Here is a 25,124-nt window from a genome sequence, read left to right on the forward strand (position 1 = left end):
CTTCTATCTCCCCAAATCCTTTATAAAATCCAAAAGAATAAAATCCAGTTAATCAGTATAATCAGCGTAATCCTGAGCCAAGACAAAATCCGCCGCGATACTAATTCTTAAAGAAGTCCGCTGCCCGGTTCACCTTCTCCACCCATGCGCCGGAACTGGCCTGCATTACATATTCGCTCATTCCTACCCTGCTGGCGCCCGGGGCCCAGTCGTAGGTGTAGCCCAGTCTTGTCCATGGATAGTGCATATCTGTGGCTGATGTCAGCGGGCGGTAATATGCAAAGATGATGTAGTTGTTAAACCAGGTGGTGAAGTCCGGCGATACGCCACTGATAGGGACTGCACCGGTGGTTTTGGTGGTAATGGCGGGGTTGCCGGCGGGACGGTACAACCTGGAGGCGCTTACCCACATGGTAGCGATATGGGTATTTGTTTTTGAGTTAACGGGCGGTAGTCCCAGTAACTGGCAGATACGCTGAATGGTATCTGATGTAGGCGTAAGGGATGGTCCTATCCTGGTCTTCATCTGTTTAGGGATGAACAGCCAGGATTCGCCCCATACGGTGTTGATGGAATCGCCGGCCGGGTAACTACCGGGGAAACGCATGAAGGTAGCCATCAACACATACTGCTGGCCATTAATGGTTTTCCATTGCAGGTCAGGGTTGTCTGGTGTGATGGGCCACAGTGCGTCGGTAATTTCGCTGCTGTCTGCAATCATGGCATCATCTACGGCCTGGCTGTAGAGCTGATCCAGGGTGTATACCGGCGGCGGAGGCAAAATTGGGTCATCATCATTTTTACTGCAACTGGAAAATGCCATAGCGGCAAATAGAGCAAGTACGGACAGCTTACTGCCCTTAGGGAAATGTTTCATAGAAGTGGTTTTCTGGATGCTGGTTATTTAAATTGAGTCCCGCAATTAAATGTATTTCAACAGAATAATCAAATTTCCTTCATTTTCACTCCTACTAATTGGTAATTTGTATTTCGTAATAATTTGCTACGTTTGCTATTCAAACAAAATCAGATCTATGATCCGTCATGACTGGACGTTAGAAGAAATCAAGGCTATTTACAATACTCCTTTACTGGAACTGGTATACCGTGCTGCCACTATTCACCGTGAATACCAGGATACAGCAGAGGTGCAGGTTTGCACCCTCTTGTCCATTAAAACAGGCGGATGCCCTGAAGATTGCGCTTACTGCCCGCAGGCTGCCAGATATAACACTGACATCAATGTGCATGGCCTTCTGAAAAAAGAGGACGTGATGAGTTACGCCCAGAAAGCAAAAGAGGCGGGGTCCACCCGTTTCTGTATGGGCGCAGCATGGCGTGAAGTGCGCGACAACCGCGATTTCGACCGTGTACTGGATATGGTAAAAGGCGTAAATGAACTTGGTATGGAAGTATGCTGCACATTGGGCATGCTGAACGAAGACCAGGCAAAGAAATTAGCCGATGCCGGCCTGTTTGCCTACAACCACAACCTGGATACTTCCCGCGATCACTACGAAGAAATTATCACCACCCGAACCTACGACGATCGTTTACAAACGCTGGATAATGTCAGAAAAGCAGGTGTAAGCGTATGCTGTGGCGGTATTATAGGCTTGGGAGAATCGCATGAAGACCGTATCGCCATGCTGTGGACACTCAGCAGCTTACCGTCGCATCCGGATTCCGTGCCCATCAATGCGCTCACCCGCGTAAAAGGTACGCCACTGGAGCACTTACCTAAAGTAGAGTTCTGGGATATGGTACGCATGATTGCCACCACCCGCATCCTGATGCCAAAGGCAATGGTGCGTTTGAGCGCAGGCCGTGCGGAAATGAGTATGTCCGACCAGGCCTTATGTTTTATGGCAGGCGCCAACTCTATCTTTACCGGCGAAAAATTATTAACTACAGGTAATCCTTCCTTTGAAGAAGACCATATGATGTTTGAGCTGCTGGGACTGAAGCCCAGAGAGGCTTTCAAAGCACAGGAAGCGGTGGCGCCTTCGACGCCGGAAATTGTCTTGGAGCGCTGATTACGCTGATTATACTGATTTTTTGGATTTGATCAGTTTTGATTTTATAAGATTAAGGGAGATATAAGCGGATAAGTCCGCATATATCTCCCTTAATCAATTATAAAAAATCCAAAAAAATCAGCATAATCAGCGTAATCAGCGCTCAAGACAACCTCCGCGGCGCCGAAGGCGCCTACAAGTCGTTCATCCCGAAATACTCTACTCCCAATTGATATCCTTTGAGTCCCAGTCCGCAGATGCAGCCGATACATTTGGGTGCTATCAGTGAGGTATGCCTGAATTCTTCCCTTGCATACACGTTGCTGATATGAATTTCCATCACCGGTGTTTTGATGCCGGCAATAGCGTCGCGGATGGCAATGGAGGTATGTGTATAAGCGCCTGCGTTGAGCAGCACGCCATCATATGAAAATCCTACTTCATGCAGATAGTTCACGATTTCCCCTTCTATGTTACTTTGGTGGTAGCTGAAAGTTACCGCCGGAAATTGTTTTTGCAGGTGTTTGAAATACTGTTCAAAAGATTCGCTGCCATAGATCCCCGTTTCACGCTTACCGAGCAGGTTCAGGTTAGGTCCGTTTATAATAGCTATTTGCATGATAATGGTTATAGAATGAAGAATGAGGGACTAAGATAACTAATCCTGTTTATTATTACTATCGCTTCCCCAGCGGTAAGTTTGCTGTTCCAGGCCTGCGAGGTCTATGATCCGGTCCACCACTGTAGCGGCCATTTCTTCGAGATTGGCGGGAACGCTGTAAAAGGAAGGAGTGGCAGGGCAGATAATGCCGCCGGCCAGGGTAACTGCTTCCATATTTTTGATGTGAATGAGATTGTAAGGGGTTTCCCGTACCACGCAGATGAGCTTTCTTCTTTCTTTCAGCACTACGTCTGCCGCGCGGGTAATAAGATCGTTGGAAATGCCGGTGGCAATGCGTCCCAGTGTACCCATGGAACAAGGGCAGATAATCATGGTGTTAAACCGTCCGGATCCCGAAGCGAAAGGCGCGTGGAAATCCTGTTGGGAATAAAAACGGAAAGGCAGTTGTTTATAATCTTCGTCTCTGAGCTCTGTTTCCCATACAGTTTTGGCGTTTTCTGTCATCACTACAGCTACCTGGTCCAGCTGTTCATGTGCTGCCTGCAGCTTCTGTAACAACTGACGGGCATAGATGGAACCACTTGCCCCGGTAACTGCTACTACTATACGATGTTTCATTGGCTATGCTGTTGAATTTACAAAGCTAGCCTATTTGGGTGGTTATACGCCAGCCTGTGCAACTATTTCATCCATGGCAATGCCGCCATGACTTTCATTGTAAACACATTGGCCGTTGCGGATCACCAGTACCTGGGGAGACTCATGCTGAACATTATAGACTTCCGCAATTTTATTGGATACCGGACGATGGGCGATCAGATCCAGGTAATAAAACGTTAACCCTTCCGGTACAGCCGACCGTTCCAACCTGGCCTTGGCCATCGAACTGATAGAGCATCGCGTACTGTGTTTGTAAATAACTACCGGCTGATGCGCTGATACTGCATTGATTTCAGCCAATTGTTCCTCGCTGGTTAACGTTTTCCAATTCATTTAACATGCTTTGTTATGTTCTATCGCAGGCGACTTGGCCATGCCCTTCATGGGACAGCCTAATTTCTGATGGCTTGCGCAGGACGTTAAGAAAGCGGCAAAGATACAAACCATAGCGGTGTAGCCCAAAATTCTTACATAAGATTGCATACTGGCAGTTTTAAATAATTTATGACTAAAACGAATTTTCACAGGAAATATGATACGACCACTTTTTTAATCGTCTTTTGTAACGTTATTTTGCAAATATAGAAAATACATTAAAAAAAACAACAATGTAATTTTCGGCCAGCCGAAAATATCCAGCGTTATGACAAAAGTACATTTTATTGCCATAGGCGGCAGCGTAATGCATCAGTTGGCCATTGCGCTCAAAAATAAAGGTTACCAGGTAACCGGCAGTGACGATGAGATTTTCGAACCGGCATTGTCAAACCTCCAACAGGCGGGCATTTTACCAGCCAGCACCGGTTGGGACCCTGCCCGGATAACGCCGGATCTCGACGCAGTCATCCTCGGCATGCATGCCCGGGACGACAATCCCGAACTGATAAAAGCCCGGGAACTGCAGCTGAAAATTTATTCTTTCCCGGAGTATATCTACCAGGAAAGTAAAAATAAAACGCGGGTAGCCATCGGGGGAAGTCATGGTAAAACCACCACCACCGCAATGGTAATGCACGCTTTGCAGCTTAATCACCAGTCGTTCGACTACCTGGTGGGCGCCCGGCTGGAGGGTTTTGCCCAATCTGTAAATATCACAGACGCACCCGTAATTGTGTGCGAAGCCGATGAGTACCCGGCCTCGGCCATTGAAAAACGGCCCAAGTTCCACTTTCTGCATCCGCAGATCGCGGTGTTAACCGGCATCGCCTGGGATCACATCAACGTATTTCCTACCTACGAAATATATAAAGAACAGTTTGCCATTTTTATCAGGCAGATGGAAGCCGGTCAGGTATTGATCTACAACAATACAGATCCTGAACTCGTTAGCCTGGTAACCGCTACCGGCGGCCACCTTAAACTGGTGCCTTACGGCCTGCCAGAACATACCATTACCAATGGCGTTACCAGGGTTGTTTTCGGCAACCAGCAGGCCAGCCTGGAAGTTTTTGGCGATCATAACCTGCTGAACCTCCACGCTGCCAAGCTCGTTTGTAACGAACTGGGCCTCTCTGATGCGGAATTCCTGGCAGCAATTGCTACCTTTAAGGGCGCCGCAAAAAGACTGGAACTGGTAGCTAAAAACGATCATTGCGTTATCTACCGTGATTTTGCACACGCGCCTTCTAAAGTGAAAGCCACTATGGAAGCCACTAAACACCAGTTTCCCGACAGGAAACTGATCGCCGTGCTGGAATTACACACCTATAGCAGTTTAAATGCAGATTTCCTGGAACAATACCACGGCGCCCTCGATACAGCAGATACCGCCGTTGTGTTTTACAGCAAACATGCACTGGAAATAAAAAGAATGCCGGATCTGGCGCCGGAACTCATTGCACAGCGGTTTGGCCGGGATGACCTCCACGTTTTCCATAACAGGGAAAAACTGGAAGCTTTCCTCGCCGCACAACAATACCAGGACACCAACCTGCTGCTGATGAGCTCCGGAACATATGATGGTCTCGATTTTAGCAAACTGAAAGCATTATTGCCGTCAGACAAATAAATACATTAAACAAATTATAAATTATTCATAATGCCTTCTTTGCTCCTCAAAAGGCCGCTGGCCGTAATCGATCTGGAAACCACCGGTACCAACGTGGCTTCCGATCGTATCATTGAAATTGCTATCATCAAAGTGTTTCCGGACAAAACCACCCAGTCCAAAGTGAAACGCATTAACCCCGGAATGCCGATCCCAGCAGGATCTACAGCAATTCATGGTATTAAAGACGAGGATGTAAAAGACGCACCCACCTTTAAACAGGCCGCTCATGAACTCAAACAGTTCATGGATAACTGCGACCTGGCCGGGTATAACTCCAATCGCTTCGATATTCCCCTGCTGGTAGAGGAATTCCTGCGGGCCGACATCGAATTTGACGTATCCAAACGCAAATTTGTAGATGTACAGCGGATCTTCCACCTCATGGAAAAACGTACCCTGGGCGCCGCCTACAAGTTCTATTGCGATAAATTGCTGGAAAACGCTCACAGCGCTGAAGCAGACGCATTGGCTACCTACGAAATCCTGGAAGCCCAGCTCGGCCGCTACGAACAATTGCAACAGGATATCGACTCACTCGCCGATTTCACAAAAGAGGAAGATTATATCGACTTTGCCCGCCGCCTCGTGATGCAGGGTGGACAGGAAGTGTTTAACTTTGGTAAATATAAGGGCCGTCCTGTCAGGGACGTGCTAAAGGCAGAACCTCAGTACTACGACTGGATGATGAAAGCGGATTTTCCGCTTAATACCAAACAGAAACTGTCTGAAATCTTCCATAATATGATGTTAAAAAAAATGTAATGTTATTCGGGAACGTCATATCTTGCGCCGGAATTGAATTATTTTCGCAGTCCAAAAATATCATCTGCTGAATTGGAAAAGCTTGTCATCATTCCTACGTACAATGAAAAGGATAATATCCGTAACATCATTGACGCTGTATTTTCCTTACAGCAGAATTTTCATGTCCTCATTGTGGATGACGGATCGCCCGACGGCACCGGCGCTATTGTAAAATCATTACAACAGCAACATCCCAACGAATTATTCCTGGAAGAAAGGTCCGGCAAACAAGGTTTAGGTACAGCTTATATCCACGGTTTCAAATGGGCGCTGGCCCGGGGCTATCAGTACATCATAGAAATGGACGCGGATTTTTCACATAATCCCAAAGATCTGCCGCGCCTGTATGACGCCTGCGCCAAAGACGGAGCAGATGTATCCGTAGGTTCCCGCTACGTAAAAGGCGGCAAAACCGAAAACTGGCCGTGGGACCGCGCTGTACTATCTTATGGTGCTTCCATTTATGTAGGCATGATCACCTGGATGCCGGTAAAGGATCCCACCGCAGGATTTGTATGTTACCGCAATACCGTATTGGAATCCATTAACCTGGACCAGATACAGTTTGTAGGCTACGCTTTCCAGATTGAAATGAAATTCACCGCATGGAAGCTGGGCTTTAAAATAAAGGAAGTGGCTATTACCTTTAAAGACCGGAAAGAAGGCTATTCCAAGATGAGCAAAGGCATCGTAAAAGAAGGCATCCTCGGGGTACTCAAAATACAGTGGCAAAGCCTTTTCCGCAATTATAAAAGACGGGTTCAGAATTAATAAATTACATCAATCGCATAGCATTTAGGGATCTGTTCATTTAAAAGAATGACCAGGTCCCTAAATACATTTTAACGGACCATGAAGAAAGCATTTCTCCAGCTACACCTCTCCGTATTTCTGGCTGGATTTACCGGGATATTGGGCAAACTCATTTCCCTTAACGAAGGACTACTGGTATGGTACCGGTTACTGATCACGTCCGTTACTTTGTATGTTCTATTCCGTTTCCAGGGTACTTTTAAAAAACTTCCCTGGAAAGACATCCTGCCCATCGGCAGCACCGGTGTAGTGGTAGCCCTGCACTGGCTTTTCTTTTATGGTAGTATCAAATATTCCAACGTATCTATCGGGGTGATCTGCTTTTCACTCACCAGCCTGTTCACCGCTATATTTGACCCGCTCATCAACAGGCGCCGCTTCGATGTAGCGGAAATGCTGCTAAGCATGCTCACCCTCCTCGGCATCCTGCTGATCTTCCATTTTGATACGCAATACCGTACCGGCATTATCCTCGGAATTATTTCTGCCATGTTCGCTGCGCTGTTTACCGTATTTAATAAAAGACTGATCAAACGGTTTGATACCTATACCATTACTTTTTATGAGCTGTCGACAGGCTTCATTGTGCTTACCCTCGCCATGCCTTTATATCTCTACCTGTTTCCTGCCCCTACCCTGCTGCCCTCGTCTATGGATACGCTCTACCTGCTTATACTGGCCTGGTTCTGCACGGTACTGATGTACCTGCTGAGCATGAGCGCATTAAAAAAAATCTCCCCGTTTACCGTCAACCTTTGTTTCAACCTGGAACCGGTTTACAGCATCGTGATGGCGTTTGTATTGTTTCATGAAAACAAATTCCTGAATAACGCCTTTTACGCCGGACTGGGGTGCATCATCCTTTCCGTAGGACTGCAAATGCTGCGGGTGGTTAAGGGCAAAACGGCGTCGTAATCCCCTCCGTTCATCCTCATTTATTTGTAACTTGAGCGCCGTAATTATTACTTTGCGCTTATGAGAAAAGTTTTATTAGGGGTGTCCCTCCTGGGCTCCTCCCTTTTTACCTATGCACAGCAACCTGCAAAAAAGCCGCTGGACCACAGTGTTTACGACAGTTGGCAAAGCATCGGCACTAAACTGATCAGTAATAACGGACAGTGGGTAGTGTATACTGTAGTACCGCAGGAAGGCGATGCCAGCCTCGTGATTTATGACCGCAAAACAGGTCAGTCCACCACCATTGACCGTGGCGGCAGCCCGGTGATCACAGAAGATTCCCGCTACGTGATCTGCAGCATCAAACCGTTTTTTAAAGATACCCGCGAGGCAAAGATCAAAAAGAAAAAAGCGTCAGAAATGCCCAAAGACTCCCTGGCCATCATAGCATTGGGCCAACCCGGCATCCTGAAATTTCCTGGCGTAAAATCTTTTAAAACACCGGAAAAAGGCAGCGGTCTACTCGCCTATCTTTTGGAAAAACCAGCAGCGGATAGCGCCAAAGCCAAAGGAGGCAAAGCCCCTAAATCGCTGGATGATACCGATCGTGCAGACGACGACAAAATGCCGGCTGCCGGCACTGAAAGCGGCACGCTGGTGATCCGTCAGCTGCTGAGTGGCACGCAGGATACTGTTAAGAATGTAACGGAATTTACCTTTAGCAAACCCGGTAACCAGCTGCTCATAGAAACAAAGGCAGATAAAAAAGATTCGCTGTCGCGCAACGGCGTATTATTGTGGCATACCGCCAACAGGAAAGCGGTGGCATTGAGCAACGGCAACAGCGATTATAAACAATTTGCTTTCGATGAAAAAGGAGAACAGGCGGCGTATTTCGGCACCCGCGATTCTGCCAAAGCATTACAACAATTTTATAAATTATATTATTTCAAACCCGGGCAGGACAGCGCCTACGAAGTAGCCGATAAAAACAGCAGCGGCCTGCCGGCCAACTGGAGCATCAGTCCCAACAGCCTCATTTATTTCAGTAAGGATGGACAGCGCCTGTTTTTTGGCACCGCTCCCGTGCTGCCCGTGAAAGATACCACCATCGTGGACTTCGAAGTAGCTAAAGTGGATATCTGGAATTATAAAGATGATTACCTGCAACCCATGCAGCTAAAAAATGTGGATAAAGAACTGAAAAGGAGTTATGCCGCCGTATACTATCCGGGGAGCAAACGGGTGATCCAGTTAAGCGATAAAGACCTGGAAACGGTGGTCACCGCTGCGGAAGGCAACAGTGCTAACGCCCTCGGCTATACGGATAAAGGCGCGCGCATCCCTATGCAATGGGTGGGCCGCACACTGAAAACAGCTTACCTCGTAAACATAAATGACGGTACGAGAAAAAAGATCAAAGAAAAGCTGGACGGTAACTTTTTCATCTCCCCTAACGGAAAATATATTATCTGGTACGACCTGGCAAACCGGGAGTGGTTCAGTTATGATAACGCTACCGGCGACGCGGTAAATATAAGCAAAGGCATTCCCACCAAAGTATATGATGAGGAAGATGATCATCCTGATGTGCCGGATGCATACGGCATCGCTGGCTGGATGAGCGGTGACAACTACGTATACATCTACGACCGCTACGATATATGGCAGGTGGATCCTTCCGGTAAGGCAGCGCCGCTGAATATCACCAAAGGCCTGGGCCGTACCAACAAAATACGTTTCCGGTACCTGCGCCTCGATCCGGATAAGAAATTTTTCCTTCCCGGCGACCGCCTGACCTTATCTGCTTTCCAGGACAGCACCAAATACAATGGTTTTTATTCGCTGGAACTGCCGCGTAAAAGCGGTAAGGCCGCTAACCTGCAACCGGTGGCACTTGGGCCTTATTCATACACTGATTTGCTGAAAGCAAAGGATGCCAACGTATTTTCGTATACCCGTAGCCGGTATGAGCTTTCCCCGGATGTTTTTACCGGAGATGATATCGCAAAAGCGACACAGATCAGTCATACCAATCCCCAGCAACAAGGATATAACTGGGGCACCGCATCGTTGTATAAATGGACAACTTTCAGCGGCAAACCGGCAGAAGGTATTCTTTACAAACCTGAAAATTTTGACAGCACCAAGCAGTACCCGGTCATCTTTTATTTCTACGAGAAATTAACAGATGGATTATACAGTTACCAGGCGCCCGCGCCAACGCCGTCCCGGCTGAACATTTCGTTTTTTGTGAGCCGCGGTTACCTCGTAGTAGCGCCGGATATCAGCTATGAAAATGGTTATCCCGGAAAAAGCGCTTACGATTATATTGTGAGTGCCGCAGAAGACCTGGCTAAAAAACCCTGGGTCGACGGAAAAAATATGGGTATCCAGGGGCAGAGCTGGGGTGGTTACCAGGTAGCTTATCTCGTTACACAAACCAATCTCTTTAAAGCAGCGTGGGCAGGCGCCCCCGTAGCCAATATGACCAGCGCCTATGGCGGTATCCGTTGGGAAAGCGGTATGAACAGGCAGTTCCAGTATGAACATTCGCAAAGCCGTATCGGTGCTACCTTATGGGAAAAACCCGAGCTGTATATTGAAAACTCCCCCTTGTTCAACCTGCCGCGTGTAAACACGCCGGTGGCAATCATGGCCAACGATGCCGATGGCGCCGTTCCCTGGTACCAGGGCATTGAGCTGTTTACCGGCCTGCGTCGTTTAGGCAAACCCGTATGGTTGCTGAACTATAACAACGAAGCGCATAACCTCATACAACGCCAGAACCGGAAAGACATCCAGCGCAGGGAACAACAGTTCTTTGATCACTTCCTGAAAGGCGCACCGGCGCCGCAATGGCTGGATAGCGGCGTGCCCGCAACAGAAAAAGGGATCAACTGGGGCTGGGATCTGCAACAGTAAACTAACGGCAATAATAAAAACGCTGCAGGCGCCTGTTAAGGAACCTGCAGCGTTTTTGTTAATACGGAACCGGAGATAATGCTATTAACAGCGGATGCTGACAGATGACGCATTTTTGAGAAATGCCGAATCTATATATCATAGCCGGTTGCAACGGCGCCGGAAAAACGACTGCCAGTTTCACACTGTTACCTGAAGTACTGGACTGCAAAGAGTTTGTGAATGCAGACATCATTGCTGCAGACATGTGTCCTTTCAACCCCGAAAGCGTTGCTTTACCTGCCGGCAGGCAAATGTTGCACCGGATCAGGGAACTAGTGCTGGCAAAAACAGACTTTGCTTTTGAAACAACCCTGGCCACCAGGAGTTGTGTATCGCTGATTGAAAAAGCAAAAGAAACCGGTTACACCGTTACACTGCTTTTCTTTTGGCTGAATTCCCCCGAAATGGCCGAAAAACGGGTACAGAAAAGGGTGAAAGAAGGCGGCCATCATATTCCCCCCGAAATCATCAGAAGAAGATACCACAGAGGTCTTAGTAACCTCATGAACTTATATATCCCCGTCTGCGACAACTGGCTGATGATAGACAACACCAGTACAACACCATTAGAAATCAGTTCAGGCACTAACATCCCTTCGGAATCTTTTTGTATATGGGATGTATTCCCCCTCCACTGTGGCAGGGAGGAACCGGAAGCAGCCGGCCAATATGAATTTAAAATACTCTCCGGGAGGATAATGCAGGGCCTTGAAACAGCTATGTGTAAACTGGTGGAAACGAATGCTGGTCTTGACCGGGAGCTCATTATCGGCGATAAACAAGGTAATATCCTAAGCATTCCTGCCAGGGATATCCCGCTCACTATCAGGTGATTTCATCTTCCTCCAAATATATTTTTCTTAATATAAATCATTTAACATATATTTACAATAACATCGCCACTTCAGCGTATGGTGTGATCTGCAGCGATAGCGATATCCTTAACACCACATTATTGTACCTATGAACTTCCATATCCATCATCCCGCGGATGCATTACGTCCGTTTGTAAAGCAATATTATTATTGGGAAGACGACACCCGTGGTATTATTCAACTACCACAAAACCTGTTTGCCCTGGGCGATCAGTACATGGTATTCATTCTTGAAGGGAAGGCAGAAGTTAAACCAGTGAATCACAAGGCATTCACTTTGCCCGCAGGCTCTGTACTGGGGCATCTTACCTGCGCCTGCCAGTTACAGGTACAGGGACCGGTAAAGGCAGCAGTAATACAGCTGAATGCTTACGGATGCTACCGGCTTTTAGGTATGGATGCCGCTAATTTCACCAATTACTACCGCAACCTGTTGGCCGCCGGACAACCTGTGTGGCAGGAACTGATCACGGCCCTCCAACAGGAAACGGAACCACAACGCATAGAATCATTGCTCGATGGCGCTTGTCTGCAGGCGCTTTCACAGCAACCCGGCAATCTCCGTGAAGTAGACGACATGGCAGATTACCTGGTGATCATGCAGGGAAATGTAAGCATGGAAGAACTTACCACCCGATACGGACTTTCCCGTCCCACGCTTGAAAGACTCTTCAGCAAAATAGTAGGTATTCCACCGCAATTATATGCCCGGATGATCCGCTATAAAACAGCGCTGAGTGCGCTCCGCCAGTTAAACTTACCACAATGGCAAACACAGGTGGAAGCAACATCCTGGTACAACCAGGCCATGTTTATAAAAGATTACCTGCTGTTTAATCATGAAACGCCTTCTTACTTTACCCCTTCAACAGGAACTATTGCACATATGCAGGTAGATAACCTGCAACAGGTGGCAGTAGCCAGTTAAAAAAAAGCTACTTTTGCAGCAATATAAAAAACCAACCTTCCGGGAGCAGGCAAGCCTGTTCCCGGAAAAACCATGCTCGATATAACCCTCACCGATACACGAAAAAGTACAATCCCATACTTTTTATTTAACTTACTTTTTCTAACAGGCATTACTATGCAATATTCTGCAGCCCATTGGCGTGAACAACTAAAACTGCAATCCCATGTTGAAGGCGGCGCATTCCGCGAAACTTACCGGTCGGAGTGGGTACTCGACATGAAAACCCTGCCTGCCGGCATGAGTGGTAACCGCAATGCATCTACCTGTATTTATTTTTTACTGGAAGAAGGAGAGTTTTCTGCATTCCATCGTATCGCGGCCGATGAAATCTGGCATTTTTATGATGGCAGCACATTGACTATCTACGAGATAGCTCCCGGCGGAGAACTGTTGATACACAAGCTTGGACGCGATGTTCAAAACAATGAAAGTTTGCAGGTGATCATCACCGCGGGCAACTGGTTTGCTTCCCGCGTGGAAGTGCCCGGCGGGTATGCCCTTGCCGGTTGCACCGTAGCGCCCGGCTTTGATTTTGCAGATTTTGAACTGGCTGAAAAAGCGCCGCTACAGGCGGCTTACCCGGAACATGCGGCGCTGATCGACAGTCTTACCAGGTAACGGTAACGGCTATCCGCTGCAGGCTCCTTACTTTTCACTAAATTTAGGTATGAAAAAAGCTCTTTATCTCGTTGTATTTATATTATTCGCGCTCCTGATCTTTTGGCTGGGCAAGCGTTTTGGCAGCACCAATGTGAGCCAGCAGGTAATTTCCAACAGCACTATTGTAAAAGAAATTGCAGAACTGGCCAGCCTGGATGTACAGGGAAGCGCCAGTATCAAAAGGAGTAATATTGAAAACAGCGGCGACTGGACAGATAACCTGAAGAAAGCATTTCTTGAAAACACAGTATGGGTAACTATTCCGTACCAGGCCAAATACGGCGTAAACATCGACGATAAGTTGTTTAAAGTGCAAATGACTGATAAGAAGATCATTATCAGTTTACCGGCGCCCCGTTTGCTCAGCTATGAACTGAAAATGGACCGGATGGAAACCTCGAACCGTAAAGGCTGGCTTCAGTTCCAGAACGACGAAACCTATACCGATGTACAGAAAAGTCTCTATCGTACCTCCCGTGCCCAGCTGGAAAATAACCCCACTTACATCCAGCAATCCAAAGAGAAAATACAGAAGGTAATGGAGCAGTACTATGCCCCATTTTTAAAGGACCACACCCTGGAAATCCGGTACGACGGCGAAACCAGCGCACCGGCTTTAAACTAGCCGCTACGCCGCTTCCTGCGCAATATATTTTACCAGGCTTCTTTTGGCGATGGGCAGCAAGGTTTCATCTACCGGCACTACCAATGGCGTTTCCACGCAATACACCGCAGGGTTGGGTAAATTATTCCGTTCCCGTATCAGCATGCCTTTAATATGATTGATGGTATGTACCAGGTCTTTTTTATAGGCCTGAAGGTATTGTGTATGAATACCCCGGTATTTCTCGTCATGTCTTTCAAAAATAGTAAGCCGGTAAGTGTATACCAGCGTTTGCCGGCCACGACCGTCGCACAACAGCAGATACCCCTCGGCTGTTTCCAGCGGCACAAGTCCTACCGGGAAAATACTGAGATGTTCCGCCACGTACTCGTAGATCTCCGTTCCTTCCTTAATAGTGCTGTTTAACTGTGGCAGGGAATAATGGATGATGGACTCCAGTTCTTCCATCAGTTCATCATCGGCAATCAACTGTTCATACAATAGTTCCAGCTTCTGGATGTTCACTGCGGTAAGCCTTTTTGGAAACTGTTGCTGTAAAAACTGTTTGTTGTCCCGGAACGCTATCAGGTTATTGTAATGGAAGATAATGTCCGACAACTGCGGGTACAGCCTGCTCTGGGTAAAGTGTTGATTAATGTCCTGTAAATAAGCCAACAGCGTGTACTTTTTGAGCTCAAAGTCTATGTAACCATCGGCAAACCATGTTTCACTTAACGCTCCCATATGAATTTAATTTAATGGATCATGTACTGAATTTACGAAAAAAAAACCGTAAAAAGGAGCGTTTATAGGGGTCAGAGCACTATTTTAAATAATATTTCTATGCCAGTCAAACAAAGTACTGCAAAGGATCTGGCTATGTCAAGTGGTAGTAAAAAAGAAGGCAATTACAAAAATATTTTAACGCTAACTTTTTTATTAGCGTAATTTTCATAACTTCAGTATATTATTTTTCATTTTTTTAATTTCAGTTATCATGAACATTTACGTAGCCAACCTGCACTATAGGTTGAACGATGAGGATCTCCATCAGATTTTCAGCGATTTTGGAGAGGTTACCTCCGCTAAGGTTATCAAAGACCACGAAACAGGCCGCTCACGTGGTTTTGGCTTTGTGGAAATGCCTAATCAAGAAGAAGGAGCAAAGGCTATGGATAGTTTGAACGGCAGCGAAATCGAAGGTAAGCAATTGATGGTAAACGAAGCAAGACCTAAACAACCGAATAATAATTTCAAAGGTGGCGGTGGTAATAACCGTGGCGGCGGAGGATATGGTTCCCGCGACCGTCGTTATTAATAATCCCCTTTATTCGGCACTAAGGAACTAAAAAGAGACGCTTTTTCGGGCGTCTCTTTTTTTGTTGCTGTTAAAAGACAAAAAAATGCAGCAGAAAAGGATTCCTGCTGCATTCCTGCTAATACGACAGCTATCTTAAATTCCTCTCTTCGGATCAAAATTCTCCAGTTCCTTCGCTACTGCGCTCAGGAAAGTAGAACCCAGGGAGCCGTCTACAATGCGATGGTCGTAAGACATCGACAGGTACATCATGTGCCTGATACCAATGGTATCGCCGTCTTCTGTTTCAATAACCACCGGGCGTTTTTTGATGGCGCCCACCGCCAGGATGGCCACCTGCGGCTGATTGATAATGGGCGTACCCATCAGGCTGCCAAAGGTGCCTACATTGGTAAGCGTGAAAGTACCGCTCTGGGTATCTTCCGGCTTCAGCTTATTCTGCCGGGCAGCATTGGCCATATAGTTTACCTGTTTGGTTAACCCGGTGAGGTTCAGCATATCTGCATTCTTAATCACCGGAACAATCAGGTTACCACTTGGTAATGCAGTAGCCATACCTATGTTGATGTCTTTCTTGATAATGATCTTGTCGCCGTCGAGGGAGCAGTTGATCAGTGGGAAACGCTTGATACACTTCACGATGGCTTCTATAAACAGTGGCGTGAAAGTCAGTTTTTCACCTTCGCGTTTTTCGAAATCGCCTTTTACACGATCGCGCCATTTCACCATGTTGGTAACATCGGCCTCGGCAAAGCTGGTCACATGCGGACTGGTTTGTTTGCTCATTACCATGTGGTTGGCAATCAGTTTGCGCATGCGATCCATTTCAATAATTTCCACATTACCGCTATAGGTAGGGGAAGCCACGGTAGTGGTCACCACCGGTTGACGGGTAGTGGCCGCTGCTGTTGATGTTGCCGGTTCCGGCGTTACATCCGGGATCACCTTTCCTTCGCGGCGGTCGGCTACGTATTGAAGGATATCTCTTTTGGTTACGCGGCCATCGTTGCCGGAACCGGGGATTTTTTCCAGGTCGGAAAAGCTGATGCCTTCCTGTTGTGCAATGGTAAGTACCAGCGGGGAGTAGAATTTGGCTCCGCCACCGGAAACAGGCGCTTCGGCAGCAGGTGTATATGCCGGCCCTGTAGTGAATTTTGGTTCAGTGGCTGCAGGTGTTGCAGGCGTAACAGGTGCGGAAACCGCTGCTGCATCGGCATTGGTATTAACGCGGGCAATGACTGTACCTACCGGCACCACATCATTTTCATTGAAGAGCAGTTCTGTAATTTCGCCTTCCGCGGTGGAAGGAACTTCGCTGTCCACTTTGTCGGTGGCAATTTCAAGTACGGTTTCATCTACTTTTACGTGATCGCCCGCCTTTTTATGCCAACGCAAAATGGTGGCTTCCATGATGCTCTCCCCCATTTTTGGCATTACCAATTCTACAATGGCCATAAGATTGATTTTTGCTTTAGTGCGCAACAAAAATAAGGGAATTGTACCAATTCAAAATACGTGAATATCCCTATTCCAGAATGAGTTTGCGCAACTCATTCATGGCATAAACAGCTGTCATTTGCGTATTCCGTTCCCGGTCGTAACGCAGCTGGTGTTTTATGGTGACCTTTCTCTTTTCATTTCCCACCGCTATCCAAACGGTGCCCACCGGTTTTTCCGGCGTACCGCCATCAGGTCCCATGATCCCCGACACGGCAATGGCGTAATCGGTTTGCAGCAGTGCCAAAGCGCCGGTCAGCATTTCAAGCACAGTGGCCTCACTCACGGCGCCATGCGCCTGCAGGGTTGCCGGATTCACGCCTAACATCTTTACTTTCATTTCATTGGCATACGTTACCGCACTGCCTTTGAAATAAGCAGAACTACCCGGAACAGCAGTAATCCAGCTGGCAATCAGTCCGCCGGTACAGCTTTCCGCGGTACCCATGGTTTTCCCTTTCTCCTTTAACAGGTTACCGAGTACTTCGCCTATAGAAATATCCTGGTCTGTTACCGTGATATCTGCCAGCAGGTCTTTCAGCTGGTGAAACAGGATGCTCACTTCTGCCGCCACTGATAATTTATCTTTCCCAAAACCGGTTAACCGGAGTTTCAACAGGCTGTAACTGGGCAGGTAAGCCAATTTGATGTGGGCCGGCAGCTTTGCTTCAAAAGCAACCAGCCGTTCGGCGATAAAAGATTCGCCCATACCGGAGGTAACCAGTGTTTGATGTACTACTGCCGGGGTTTTGAAATGGCTGGCCAGCCGGGGCAGCACATAATCTTCCATGATCCCCTTCATTTCATGCGGCACTCCGGGCATGGATACATAGATCTTGCCTTCTTTCTCAAACCACATTCCCGGCGCGGTGCCTCTTTTATTTTCAATAACCGTGGCCGTTTCCGGTACCAGGCTCTGGTCCAGGTTTCTTTGCAGGATGGGCAGCCCCCTGCTTTCAAAAATATGCAGTACGTTATCCAGCGTTTCCTGGTGCTGTACCAGCCTGGTATTGAAGTATTCACACAAGGTGGGCTTGGTGATATCATCGGCTGTGGGTCCCAGCCCGCCGGTGATCAGCACAATATCCGACACCGCCGATTCTTTTGCCAGGGCATCCAGGATATCATCCCGGATATCGCCAATGGCTACACGCCGGTGTACCCAGATCCCCATTGCGTTCAGTTGCTGCGCCATCCAGGCAGAATTGGTATCAATCGTTTGGCCTATCAACAGTTCATCTCCGATGGTGATGATGCTGGTGGTGATTTTATCCATAATGCGTTGTTTATACTGCTATTCAAAAAACGGTGCCAGTATTTTCTGCAGCGCTTCCGGCAGGCCGGCTTTCTGCTTCGTTTTCACGTCAATGAATACCAGTGTGGTCACTCCAACATTCAGCAATTCATTCTTTTCGTTATACAACTCGCTGTGAAACTGTATCTTAGAACCCTTCGGCATCTCCTTCAGTATAGTCTTCACCGTTATCAGGTCGTCGTAATAGGCAGGCCGCAGGTATTTCACATTCAGTTCGGCTACCGGCATAATCACGCCCTGTTCTTCCAGCTGCCTATAGCTGAAACCCAGTTCACGTATGGCTTCTGCCCTGCCTACTTCGTAATACAGCCCATAATTGCCATAATACAGATATCCCATCTGGTCTGTTTCCCCATAACGCACCCTGATTGTTGTTGTACTGATAAACATGGTTCCCCGCTATTTTTATCCTAAACGTTTACTTGAAAATTTTATTTGCCCAATGCACCATCCAGTGAAAACCTGCCCGGTCCCGTGAAAAGCAGCGTTACAAATGCTGCCAGGAAAAGAATCGGCATTTCTTTTTCCGATACCGGGTCGTGGCCGTGAATCATAAAAATGATCACTCCCATACAAATAACCAATGGCACAGAAGCCAGTCTGGTTAACAGTCCCATGATCAGCAACACTGCGCAGAACACTTCTGCAAAAACCACCATTCCCAAAGAAATTTTATGTCCTACTCCCAATGGATCAGGAAAAGAATTCATTTTGGCAGTAAAATTGATCAGCTTGGGCCAGCCATGCAGGAGTATCAGACCACCGGATATCACCCGGAGCACCAGCATGGAGAAACTTACAGCGCCATTCGAGTAGCCGGCAGAGAACAGTTTTCTCATAGTAGGTAAGGTTTTTGTTCTTAAAATTATTTTCCGCAAGATAAATGAATAGCTTTTGCCTTGCTACCGGAGTTATCCACATTGTTAGAAACACAATCGGAAAGGAAAAGATATAACTTTTATATTTGCTGATACCACCTGGTTCGTTTCTCATCATGAACGCCGGCGGCACTCAGACAGCAAAGAAACGGACTACCAGGGTCAGGCCACGACAGAGTACTTCCCCGGCTGGAAAATATTTCCTCCCGGGATTCGTTTTAAACGCATATTCAAGAAATAACAGCTATAGCATGCAATTTATAAGAAGAGTTTTTGTTCCCGGACATCTGTACATATCACTCCTGGCCTTTACGGGTACAGGTTTGATAGGGCTGCCTGCCGCACAGGCACAGCAAACACGCATTTACACAGATCCGGAAAAAGTGTTCAAGGACGCCCAGCAATATTTCCAGCAGGAAAAATATGCCGTGTCCATGCAGCTTTTCAAGCAAACCCTTGATAACATCGACTATTTCCACGAAACCAACCGTGACCTGGTTAAAACAGATGCGTACTACTATTATACCATCTGCGCACTGAAACTGCAACAGGACAATGCGGAAAAACAGGCGCAGGAATTTCTGAAACTGGCCAATAACAATGCCCGGGAAGAACTGGTGAGCTATCAGCTGGCAAAATATTATTTCCGCCAGAATAAACTCAAAGAGGCCATTCCCCTCTACGAGAAAGCCAATATCGAAAACCTCTCCAACGCAGAAATTGCAGAAGCGAAATTTGAACTGGCCTATTGCTATTTTAATTTAAAAGATTTTAAAAAGGCACAGCCCCTGTTTGCCTCCATCAAAGAGGTGCCCGGCAAATACAGCATTCCTGCTAACTATTACTATGGTTTTATCAGCTACTACAACCACCAGTATGCCGAAGCCCTCAATAGTTTCCAGAAAGTAGTGAACGAACCGAAATACAGTAACGTAGTACCTTACTACATCGCTGAAATTTATTACTTCCAGGGAAAAACAGATCAGCTGATCGCCTATACGGAGCCACTGCTGCGGCAAGGCGGACAATACTACGAAGCAGAACTAAAACAGTTACTTGGTAAAGCCTACTTCGAAAAAAAGAACTATTCGAAAGCATTGCCCTACCTGCAGGATTTCCAGGATAATGCAGATGATGTAAGAAACGAAGATATCTACCAGTTATCATACGCTTATTACCAGACGAATAACCTCTCAAAAGCGATCGCGGGATTTAAACAACTGAGCAGCTCCAAAGATTCACTTGGACAAAATTCCATGTACCTTTTGGGCGACTGCTACCTCCGCACCGGTCAGAAAGCCAATGCACGCAATGCTTTTGCCTTTTGCGCCAACAACAGCTCCAACGCACAGCAACAGGAAATTTCCAGGTTCAACTATGGTAAATTATCGTACGAACTGGGCTACCCCGATGCGGCGCTCAGCGAACTCACACAGTTTGTAAAAACATACCCGCAATCTGCTTATAACAAAGAAGCCAGGGAAATACTCGTTAATCTTTTCATGAACAGCAATAACTACAAAGACGGTTTAGCGACCATTGAATCGATTCGCGATAAAAACCCCACGGTGCTGAAAGCTTACCAGAAAGTAGCCTACGGCCGCGCCACCCAGCTGATCAACGACCAGCAACTGGCAGAAGCCGACCGCCTGCTGGATGTGGCCATCAGCAACCCCTACGATCCACAGATCAAACAACTCGCCCATTTCTGGAAAGCAGAAATTGCCCTTCGTCAGAATAAAACAGACCAGGCGGTTACTAACCTGAACGCCTATCTGAATAATACGGCCCCGGTATCCGGTGAAGCTAACGCACAAACCGCCAGCTACAACCTGGGATACAGCCTCCTGAAACAAGACAAATTCACGGAAGCACTGCCTTACTTTGAATCTGCCCAACGCACCAGCGGCCCTAACGCAGAACGTATTGCCACCGACGCCGCCCTCCGCAGCGCCGATTGTTATTATATGCTCCGCCAGTTCCCGAAGGCACTGGCGCTGTACGACCGCATCATCAGCAACAACGCTCCCGGCGCTGATTACGCCACCTACCAGAAAGCCGTGATCCTCGGCTTACAGGGCAAGCAAGGTGAGAAACTGGCACTGCTCAAACAACTGGGTAACAAGTTTCCATCGTCCGGCTTTAATAACGAAACAGATATTGAGATAGCCAATACCTATCTCTCGGAAGAAAAATATACAGAAGCCATTCCTTTCCTGGAAAATGTTTTACAGAAACAACCCAACGGACCGAATGCACCACGCGCACTCCTGAAACTGGGTTTGAGCTACTACAATAAAGATAACGACAGCAAAGCGCTGGCCTATTACCGCCAGGTAGTGGAGAAATTCCCTAACTCGCCGGAATCCAATGAAGCCCTGCAAAGTATGAAGTCGATTTATGTAAGCCAGGGCAAAACCGACGACTACCTCGCCTTCCTGAAAGCCAGCGGCAGAACCGTTACCGCTTCTGCTGAAGACTCCCTCGCCTATGCTGCTGCCGAAGCCCGCTTTACCAGCAACGATTGCGCAGGCGCCACCAGCGGCTTCAACAACTATATCCAGAAATATCCGAACGGACAATTTATCCTGCCGGCCTACTTCTATAAAGCAGAATGCGCTTATAACAGTAAAGACTATACGAGCGCATTGCCTGCCTATGAATTTGTATTATCCCGCAACAACAGTTTATATGCAGAAAGATCTGCGCTACAGGCGGCTAACATCAATTTCTACCAGGTAAAAAATTATGATAAGGCAAGAGGATATTACCTGCAACTGCAGGACCTGGCTACCAGCAAAGAAAACAGTCTTACTGCCACCAGGGGATTGCTTCGCAGCAACTACCAGCTGAAACGTTGGGACGAAGTAACCAACTATTCAGAAATGTTACTGGCTGCCGCCAATATCAGCACGGATGATCAGATCATCGCCCATTTCTATCGCGGTAAAGCATTACAGCAGGCAAAAGACTATGCCGCCGCCCTGTCGGAGTTCAAAACGGTTGCCGGCATGACCAAATCTGAAACAGGCGCCGAAGCCCGCTACAACATTGCGGATTGCTACCTGCAACAGAATGAACTGGATGCCGCCGAAAAAGCCGGTTTTGATGTGATTAAAAATACGCCGTCCTATGAATACTGGGTGGCTAAATCATATATCCTGCTGGGAGATGTATACGCCCGCCAACAGGATTATTTCAATGCAAAAGCTACTTACCAGAGCATCGTTACCAACAGCTCTATTCCTGAGCTGAAACAGGAAGCGAAAGATAAACTGGCCAAAGCGGAAGCAGAAGAAAAAGCAGCCGGCAAAAAACCGAAGAAATAATCACCCGGATTCTGGAATCTGACATTAAGCGCAACAAAGCATGAACATTCAAGCAATATATAACAAACGAACTTTTATCATACCAGCACTGGGGCTGACGGGAATGCTGTTTTCACAGAAGGCAGCCGCGCAGGAGGTATTGAAACAGGAAACGATTGATATCATTTCCACCAACCAACCCAAACTGCGCGACGCCTACAAACTCAATCTCACTGCTTCTTTGCCGGGTATTGATACCACCCGTCCTTCCATGAAGTACGAGATACCGGCGCTGAACCTGAACTTTATGTACCAGGCTATGCCGCTCAAACCGTTGGCACTGGGTAAAGATTCATTGTCGTACCTGCAGAACAACTTCGTGAAACTGGGATATGGTAATTACAAAACACCCTATGTGCAGGCTGGCTTCGGCAGCGGCCGGCAGGATATGTACAACTACGGTTTGTACGTAAACTACACCGGTTCCAAAGGCAAGGAAATTCCTGACCAGGATTATAGTAACCTCAATGTACTGGCCGCCGGCACCTACCTGTTACCAAAGTTCCGGTTCGACGGAAGCATCGGGTACGACCGTAATACCGTTCACTACTATGGTTATGGTCACGATACGGCCAGCTATAAAAAGAAGGATATCGAGCAAACGTTTAACCAGATCACCGCGTCAGTAGGCATGCAGAACAGGCCGCAAAACGACTGGGCATTTACCTTCCAGCCAAAAGTGAAGTTTATTCTTTTCAACGATTCCTACAAGCGAACAGAAAATACCTTCCAGCTGAATGTACCGGTACGTAAGCAGGTGTTTGAAGATATCTACATAAAAGTAGAAGGTGTATTTGATCTTTCTACCTATAAAGAAGATAACAACCGCGCCATCAACAACAACATCGCTTCTATCCACCCTGCGGTGGATATCATGAAGCCAGGATTTGTGCTGCATGCCGGCGTAAATCCAACGTGGAGCAATGGCGAATTCTACCTGCTGCCCGACATCGTGAATGAATCGCACCTGATCCGTAAAAAACTGATCCTGAGCAGTGGATGGATTTCCTATTTTGAAAAGAATTCCTACCGTAATCTCGCTAATAAAAATCCATTCCTCGCCGGCTTACCGGGAGAAATGATGAATACCCGTGTAGAAGAAAAATATACTGGTATCAAAGGTACGCTGGGCAGCCATTTCAACTATAACACCAAATTCGCTTCTGTTACCTGGTATAATATGCCGCTGTTTGTAAACGACAGCGCCGATACCAAAAAATTCACCACCCGTAACGAAGCCCAGCTGCGCGCTTTCCAGCTGCATGGTGAAGTAGGCTATATTGAAGAAGAAAAATTCCAGGCCCGCGTAAGCTTCGACTGGTATAATTATAACAAACAGGAAACGGAAGTGCAACCATGGCACCTGCCCGCTTTCCAGGGCGATTTGTTTGCACAATACACCATCGCCAAAAAATTACACCTGAATGCCGACCTCTTTGCACTGAGCGGCAGCTATTACCTGCTCCCCAACAAAGACTTCGGCAAAACCAAAGGCGCATGGGACCTGAATGCAGGCGCATCCTATGATATCAGCAAAAATTTCGGACTGTGGGTGAATGCAAATAACCTGTTCAATACGCACTACCAGCGGTATTATCTTTACCCTACTTATGGGTTCAATATTGTGGGTGGTGTGATGATTAAGTTTTAACTTTATACGCGGATTTTGTCTTTCTCACTGATTACGCTGATTATATTGATTACCAGGATTTGATCTTTTTTTGATTTTTTTTGATTTTGGGGATATTCACCTATATCTCCGAAAATCCTTTATAAAATCCCAAAAGTAAAATCAAACTAATCAGTATAATCAGCGTAATCAGTGAGAAAGACAAAATCCGCGGCATTATTCACTAAAAATTGCTCCACTTGATACTTCAGCAATATATCCAGGAAGTGCTGTTTAAACAGCGGATTTGTGTAGTACCACAGCTGGGAACATTTTCTGTACAACATTTTCCGGCGCATTATAACGACCACGCCCAAACGCTTACGGCGCCGCGTGAGCAGGTGATGTTTACCCAACAATGGCAGGACGATGGTTCCTGTGTGGAATGGATAGCCCTTAAGGAAAACCTGGTGCCGGCGGTAGCACAGCGGAAGCTGGAAAAATACCTGGAAGAGCTGAAAGCAGAACTTCAATCCGGGAAGCCACTGGTATTGCCGGGTATTGGTCAGTTGCAGGGCGACTTTACCGGCAACATTCACTTCCATGCAGAGGAGCTGCCGGTGGAAAAAGAAACACTGGATATTAAGCCGATAGCACGCACAACAGATAGCCGCTCTACGCCGGCATTTGTTCCTCCGCCGCCTATAGAGGCGCTGGAGCCTGTTATGACAGAAGAGGTGGAAGACACGTTGGAAGCCGTAACAGAAGAAAGTGGTTTTAAATGGTGGTGGGCAGCTATTCCCATTGCGGCTATTGTAATTGGATTAGCCGCCTGGTGGTATTTATCGGGTGTTTCAAAACCAGTAGCTGAATCCGAAACTCCTGCTGATACGGGAGTCAACGCGCAACAGCTTGCCGCTGCTGCTACGGACTCCATACAAAAGGCCCTGGCCGACTCCACAGCAAAAGCTGCGATTACGCCCATTACTTACTATGCAGTGGTGGAAAGATATAAAGACAGCAGTATCGCTGTAAAAAAACAAAAGCAACAACTCGCCTGGGGAAAAATGCTGGTACTTTATAAAAGGGACAGCATGTACAGAACTGCGGTGGAGCTGCGCTCACTGGCAGCAGATACCACCGTGCAAAGGGATAGCATCCGCAAAATATTTGGCAATAAAGTATTTCTTGAATTTTAG

General features: G+C 47.1%; 23 protein-coding genes. 14 read left to right on the plus strand and 9 right to left on the minus strand.

Going from position 1 to position 25,124, the window contains the following annotated elements; translation table 11 throughout:
• Window positions 1-100: 100 nt before the first annotated feature.
• Window positions 101-877: a hypothetical protein gene (locus AB6805_RS31845; RefSeq protein WP_370913469.1), complete on the minus strand. Its 777-nt coding sequence runs from the start codon at window positions 875-877 to the stop codon at window positions 101-103.
• Between the two features lie 157 nt (window positions 878-1,034).
• Between AB6805_RS31845 and bioB the strand changes: the two genes are divergently transcribed.
• The gene (bioB, locus tag AB6805_RS31850) at window positions 1,035-2,036 is read left to right on the plus strand and encodes a biotin synthase BioB (protein WP_370913470.1); all 1,002 of its coding nucleotides are present in this window, start codon (window positions 1,035-1,037) and stop codon (window positions 2,034-2,036) included.
• Window positions 2,037-2,211: 175 nt separating this feature from the next.
• On the opposite strand, the gene aroQ is transcribed toward bioB, so the two are convergent.
• The 3 genes from aroQ to ytxJ are packed head-to-tail and all read right to left on the minus strand — an operon-like array spanning window position 2,212 to window position 3,633.
• Window positions 2,212-2,637 (minus strand): type II 3-dehydroquinate dehydratase, encoded by a 426-nt coding sequence (gene aroQ, locus AB6805_RS31855; protein ID WP_079468741.1) that lies wholly within the window; start codon window positions 2,635-2,637, stop codon window positions 2,212-2,214.
• Between the two features lie 39 nt (window positions 2,638-2,676).
• The gene (locus AB6805_RS31860) at window positions 2,677-3,258 is read right to left on the minus strand and encodes a UbiX family flavin prenyltransferase (RefSeq protein WP_370913471.1); all 582 of its coding nucleotides are present in this window, start codon (window positions 3,256-3,258) and stop codon (window positions 2,677-2,679) included.
• 42 nt (window positions 3,259-3,300) lie between these two features.
• Window positions 3,301-3,633, minus strand: coding sequence for a bacillithiol system redox-active protein YtxJ (gene ytxJ, locus AB6805_RS31865; protein WP_370913472.1), 333 nt, complete (start codon window positions 3,631-3,633; stop codon window positions 3,301-3,303).
• Window positions 3,634-3,943: 310 nt separating this feature from the next.
• Here ytxJ and murC point away from each other — a divergent pair, with 310 nt between their 5' ends.
• The 9 genes from murC to AB6805_RS31910 all read left to right on the plus strand — a co-directional run bounded on the left by murC (window position 3,944) and on the right by AB6805_RS31910 (window position 13,961).
• Window positions 3,944-5,308, plus strand: coding sequence for a UDP-N-acetylmuramate--L-alanine ligase (gene murC, locus AB6805_RS31870; RefSeq protein ID WP_370913473.1), 1,365 nt, complete (start codon window positions 3,944-3,946; stop codon window positions 5,306-5,308).
• Between the two features lie 30 nt (window positions 5,309-5,338).
• Window positions 5,339-6,112 (plus strand): exonuclease domain-containing protein, encoded by a 774-nt coding sequence (locus tag AB6805_RS31875; protein WP_370913474.1) that lies wholly within the window; start codon window positions 5,339-5,341, stop codon window positions 6,110-6,112.
• A 72-nt stretch (window positions 6,113-6,184) separates the two neighbouring features.
• Window positions 6,185-6,925, plus strand: coding sequence for a polyprenol monophosphomannose synthase (locus tag AB6805_RS31880; protein ID WP_370913475.1), 741 nt, complete (start codon window positions 6,185-6,187; stop codon window positions 6,923-6,925).
• Window positions 6,926-7,006: 81 nt separating this feature from the next.
• The gene (locus AB6805_RS31885) at window positions 7,007-7,882 is read left to right on the plus strand and encodes a DMT family transporter (protein WP_370913476.1); all 876 of its coding nucleotides are present in this window, start codon (window positions 7,007-7,009) and stop codon (window positions 7,880-7,882) included.
• A gap of 60 nt (window positions 7,883-7,942) precedes the next feature.
• Entirely contained in the window at window positions 7,943-10,789 is a 2,847-nt protein-coding gene (locus AB6805_RS31890) for a prolyl oligopeptidase family serine peptidase (protein WP_370913477.1), read from the plus strand.
• Between the two features lie 122 nt (window positions 10,790-10,911).
• Window positions 10,912-11,664 (plus strand): zeta toxin family protein, encoded by a 753-nt coding sequence (locus AB6805_RS31895; protein WP_370913478.1) that lies wholly within the window; start codon window positions 10,912-10,914, stop codon window positions 11,662-11,664.
• Between the two features lie 130 nt (window positions 11,665-11,794).
• Entirely contained in the window at window positions 11,795-12,634 is an 840-nt protein-coding gene (locus tag AB6805_RS31900; protein WP_370913479.1) for a DUF6597 domain-containing transcriptional factor, read from the plus strand.
• 156 nt (window positions 12,635-12,790) lie between these two features.
• Window positions 12,791-13,294, plus strand: a complete 504-nt coding sequence (locus tag AB6805_RS31905; protein WP_370913480.1) for a cupin domain-containing protein — start codon at window positions 12,791-12,793, stop codon at window positions 13,292-13,294.
• Window positions 13,295-13,343: 49 nt separating this feature from the next.
• Window positions 13,344-13,961, plus strand: a complete 618-nt coding sequence (locus tag AB6805_RS31910) for a DUF4230 domain-containing protein (protein WP_370913481.1) — start codon at window positions 13,344-13,346, stop codon at window positions 13,959-13,961.
• 3 nt (window positions 13,962-13,964) lie between these two features.
• Here AB6805_RS31910 and AB6805_RS31915 read toward each other — a convergent pair whose 3' ends face one another.
• Window positions 13,965-14,684 carry a hypothetical protein gene (locus AB6805_RS31915; protein WP_370913482.1) on the minus strand — a complete coding sequence of 240 codons (720 nt, stop codon included), beginning with the start codon at window positions 14,682-14,684 and terminating at the stop codon, window positions 13,965-13,967.
• A gap of 253 nt (window positions 14,685-14,937) precedes the next feature.
• On the opposite strand from AB6805_RS31915, the gene AB6805_RS31920 reads away from it, so the two are divergent.
• A complete protein-coding gene (locus AB6805_RS31920) occupies window positions 14,938-15,258 on the plus strand; it encodes an RNA-binding protein (RefSeq protein WP_079468754.1) in 321 nt (106 codons plus the stop codon).
• Window positions 15,259-15,393: 135 nt separating this feature from the next.
• Here AB6805_RS31920 and AB6805_RS31925 read toward each other — a convergent pair whose 3' ends face one another.
• The 4 genes from AB6805_RS31925 to AB6805_RS31940 form a co-directional block, all read right to left on the minus strand.
• The gene (locus AB6805_RS31925) at window positions 15,394-16,713 is read right to left on the minus strand and encodes a dihydrolipoamide acetyltransferase family protein (RefSeq protein WP_370913483.1); all 1,320 of its coding nucleotides are present in this window, start codon (window positions 16,711-16,713) and stop codon (window positions 15,394-15,396) included.
• A gap of 70 nt (window positions 16,714-16,783) precedes the next feature.
• Window positions 16,784-18,031, minus strand: coding sequence for a CinA family nicotinamide mononucleotide deamidase-related protein (locus AB6805_RS31930; RefSeq protein WP_370913484.1), 1,248 nt, complete (start codon window positions 18,029-18,031; stop codon window positions 16,784-16,786).
• Window positions 18,032-18,049: 18 nt separating this feature from the next.
• Window positions 18,050-18,460 carry an acyl-CoA thioesterase gene (locus AB6805_RS31935; protein WP_370913485.1) on the minus strand — a complete coding sequence of 137 codons (411 nt, stop codon included), beginning with the start codon at window positions 18,458-18,460 and terminating at the stop codon, window positions 18,050-18,052.
• A 41-nt stretch (window positions 18,461-18,501) separates the two neighbouring features.
• Window positions 18,502-18,909, minus strand: a complete 408-nt coding sequence (locus AB6805_RS31940; protein WP_370913486.1) for a DoxX family protein — start codon at window positions 18,907-18,909, stop codon at window positions 18,502-18,504.
• Between the two features lie 290 nt (window positions 18,910-19,199).
• Here AB6805_RS31940 and AB6805_RS31945 point away from each other — a divergent pair, with 290 nt between their 5' ends.
• The 3 genes from AB6805_RS31945 (at window position 19,200) to AB6805_RS31955 (ending at window position 25,124) form a co-directional block, all read left to right on the plus strand.
• Complete coding sequence (locus AB6805_RS31945) at window positions 19,200-22,277, plus strand: tetratricopeptide repeat protein (RefSeq protein WP_370913487.1); 3,078 nt, start codon at window positions 19,200-19,202, stop codon at window positions 22,275-22,277.
• Window positions 22,278-22,317: 40 nt separating this feature from the next.
• Window positions 22,318-23,967 (plus strand): hypothetical protein, encoded by a 1,650-nt coding sequence (locus AB6805_RS31950; RefSeq protein WP_370913488.1) that lies wholly within the window; start codon window positions 22,318-22,320, stop codon window positions 23,965-23,967.
• 218 nt (window positions 23,968-24,185) lie between these two features.
• On the plus strand, window positions 24,186-25,124 hold the full coding sequence (locus AB6805_RS31955) for a hypothetical protein (RefSeq protein ID WP_370913489.1): 939 nt from the start codon (window positions 24,186-24,188) through the stop codon (window positions 25,122-25,124).

The organism is Chitinophaga sp. RCC_12 (assembly GCF_041360695.1).
Taxonomy (GTDB): domain Bacteria; phylum Bacteroidota; class Bacteroidia; order Chitinophagales; family Chitinophagaceae; genus Chitinophaga.